Raw genomic sequence first — 2,943 nt, 5'->3', positions numbered from 1 at the left:
GCTGGTGATAAACTGGCTGTTGCCTTGGATGCAAAAGAAGGAATCGTTCAAACACGCGGCTGGCTCGAAGCGAGCGGTTGGACGCTCGAAGAGGCGATGACGCACTTGATCGGCAAAGGCATCAAGACGTTCCTGTATACAGACATTTCGCGTGACGGAATGATGATGGGACCGGACGTTGATGGACTCGATCGTTTGAAGCGGGAAGGGGTCGAATTGATCGCTTCTGGTGGTGTGACGACCGTTGATGACGTCGCGCGCCTCAAAGAGATCGGGATGGACGGAGCGGTCGTCGGTCGGGCATTGCTCGACGGATCACTCGCCTTAAAAGAGGTGTTACGCGTATGTTGATGAAACGAATCATTCCCTGTCTTGACGTCAAGGAAGGACGTGTCGTCAAAGGGGTCAAATTCCAAAACTTACGTGATCTTGGTGACCCGGTCGCCGTCGCGAAATACTATTACGAGCAAGGAGCGGACGAACTCGTCCTGCTCGATATCTCAGCAACGCAAGAAGGGCGCGAGACGATGCTTGATATCGTCGAACGCGTCGCAGAAGTCATCTACATGCCGTTTACGGTCGGTGGCGGAATCAAGACGATCGAAGACGCGAAACGCTTGATTCGTGCCGGTGCTGACAAAGTCTCACTCAACTCATCAGCGCTCCAAAACCCACAACTGATCCAAGAAGTCAGCCGCCTGTTCGGCGTCCAAGCGACGGTCGTCGCAATCGATGCGAAACAGACGGGTGACTCATGGGGTGTCTTCTCACACGGTGGAACACAACCCGTCGGACGTGACGCAATCGAGTGGGCACAGGAAGCTGTTGCGCTCGGTGCCGGGGAGTTACTCGTCACGTCGATGGATGCTGACGGTACAAAGGACGGCTATGATCTTGCCTTGATTCGTCGTCTACGTGAAGTCGTCAACGTGCCGATCATCGCTTCTGGTGGGGTCGGAACGCTCGATCACTTAGCTGAAGGGCTAGAGGCAGGAGCTGACGCAGCCTTAGCTGCTTCGATTTTCCATGAAGCGACGTACACGATGCCAGAAACAAAAGCTTACCTCAAAGAACGGGGAGTCGAAGTCCGATGACGACATTGAATTTTTCAAAAGGACTCGTCGCTGCCGTCGTCGTCGACGAGCAGACGAACGATGTCTTGATGGTCGGGTTCATGGACCAAGCGGCGTATGATAAGACGCTTGCGACCGGTCTCGTCACCTTCTTCTCGCGGACGAAGAATCGTCTTTGGACGAAAGGCGAGACGAGCGGGAACACGCTTGAACTCAAACGGATGTGGATCGATTGTGATCAAGATAGTCTCTTGATCACGGTCAAAGCGAATGGTCCGACATGCCATACAGGAAATCGTAGTTGTTTCTATACGGAAGTGGAGGTGCCCGATGTTATACGAACTGGAACAGACCGTCAAAGCGAAGATTGATGCGAAGGAAGCAGAATCCTATACGAACTATTTGATTGCTTCTGGATATGAGAAGATCGCGAAGAAGTTCGGCGAAGAGGCATTTGAAGTCGTTCTCGCTGGTAACGATACGTTAGCAGAAGAGACAGCAGACTTGTTGTATCACTTAACGGTCTTGCTCGCTGAGCGCGGTGTCTCATTCAAAGAAGTCGAAGCCGTCCTTAACGAACGTCACGGTACAAAATCGACGTTCAAGGATCGCCCGGATATTGAACAATGGTAAACGACATCCACATCGCAAAGGCGGTGTGGATTTTTGTATAAGCGGGAAAAGACAAACAGATGACGGTTGTCATCAAATCGACAGAATCTTTCGATAGGCACGCTGTCGCTTCAGAGCGTATAATCAAAGTGTTAGTCTTGTGTCATTAGAAAGTAGGTGTTCGGTTGGTTACCAAAAAAGAACTTAAGCAAACGATCAAGCAACAATCGAAAGAAACGATCGAAGAGCTACTCGCAAAAGGTGACTCCTTGAAAGAGGAGATCGCCAGTGCCATTACACACGGATTGGGTGTCATTTTCAGTATCGTCGCGCTCGTGATGTTGATCCTGCAGGCGACGAAATCCGGCAGCGCTTGGAACGTCACTGCTGTCAGTATCTTCGGGGCAACGATGATTCTCCTTTATCTGTTCTCGACCTTGATGCATTCGCTGATGCATACGAAAGCAAACAAGGTTCNNGAATCATGCTGGCATCTATCTGTTGATTGCCGGTAGTTATACACCGTTCGCTTTAATCACACTCCGTGGTCCGCTCGGCTGGACATTGCTCGGAATCGTCTGGGGTGTCGGAACGCTCGGCATCATCTGGAAGCTTTATTCGACCGGTAAATATGTCTGGATCTCGAATGCGTCTTATCTGATCCTCGGCTGGTGTTGTCTGTTTGCGATCAAGCCGATCTATGAAGCACTTGGATTACAAGGATTCTTACTGCTCCTCGGTGGTGGACTTGCGTACTCCCTCGGCGTCATCTTTTACGTCTGGGCACGCTTGCCGTATAACCACGCGATTTGGCATCTGTTCGTCCTTGCTGGTAGTGTGTTGATCTTCCTGTCGATTTTCTATTACGTTGCTCCAGCGACGATGTCATGAAGAAACTACGGCTCCGGGACTGGCTCCCGATCACGCTGTATTTTATGTTTGGACTTGGATTGCTCCTGTATTTCCGGATGTCGGGAATGTTGGAGCAATTCGACATTCAAGCATTATCGGATTGGGTACGGAATCAAGGTCTGACAGGGATGTTGCTCTATGTGCTCGCTTATACCGTCCGACCACTCGTCTTTTTTCCGGCGAGTCTTTTGACCGTCTTTGGCGGCTATACGTACGGTCCGTGGCTCGGGACATTACTTGATGTTATTGGTGCCGGTACGGGTGGATTACTCAGCTTTTGGATCGCCCGGTTGCTCGGTCGCCGTGGCGTCGAGAAGTTGATCGGGAAAGGGAAGCTGAACGTACT

The 2,943-nt window shown here is 51.1% G+C and carries 3 protein-coding genes and 2 pseudogenes; all 5 read left to right on the top strand.

What is annotated here, in order from left to right:
• On the top strand, window positions 1–351 hold a 351-nt coding region (locus tag B2751_RS03700), incomplete at its 5' end, for a HisA/HisF-related TIM barrel protein (protein WP_290772949.1).
• Window positions 345–1,094, top strand: coding sequence for an imidazole glycerol phosphate synthase subunit HisF (gene hisF / locus B2751_RS03695; protein ID WP_023469183.1), 750 nt, complete (start codon window positions 345–347; stop codon window positions 1,092–1,094). The genes B2751_RS03700 and hisF, both read left to right, overlap by 7 nt.
• Window positions 1,091–1,706: pseudogene (gene hisIE, locus B2751_RS03690) on the top strand (bifunctional phosphoribosyl-AMP cyclohydrolase/phosphoribosyl-ATP diphosphatase HisIE). The gene hisF and the pseudogene hisIE overlap by 4 nt, the downstream one beginning before the upstream one ends.
• Window positions 1,707–1,924: 218 nt before the next feature.
• Window positions 1,925–2,576 (top strand): annotated as a pseudogene (trhA, locus tag B2751_RS03685) (PAQR family membrane homeostasis protein TrhA).
• A partial coding sequence (locus B2751_RS03680; RefSeq protein WP_290773102.1) for a TVP38/TMEM64 family protein occupies window positions 2,573–2,943 on the top strand: 371 nt, incomplete at its 3' end. The pseudogene trhA and the gene B2751_RS03680, both read left to right, overlap by 4 nt.

Origin of the sequence: Exiguobacterium sp. UBA6282 (assembly GCF_002440475.1) — a bacterium.
GTDB lineage: Bacteria > Bacillota > Bacilli > Exiguobacteriales > Exiguobacteriaceae > Exiguobacterium_A.
Note: the sequence above shows the minus strand (reverse complement) of the source record. Positions and strands in the feature narration are given on the sequence as shown.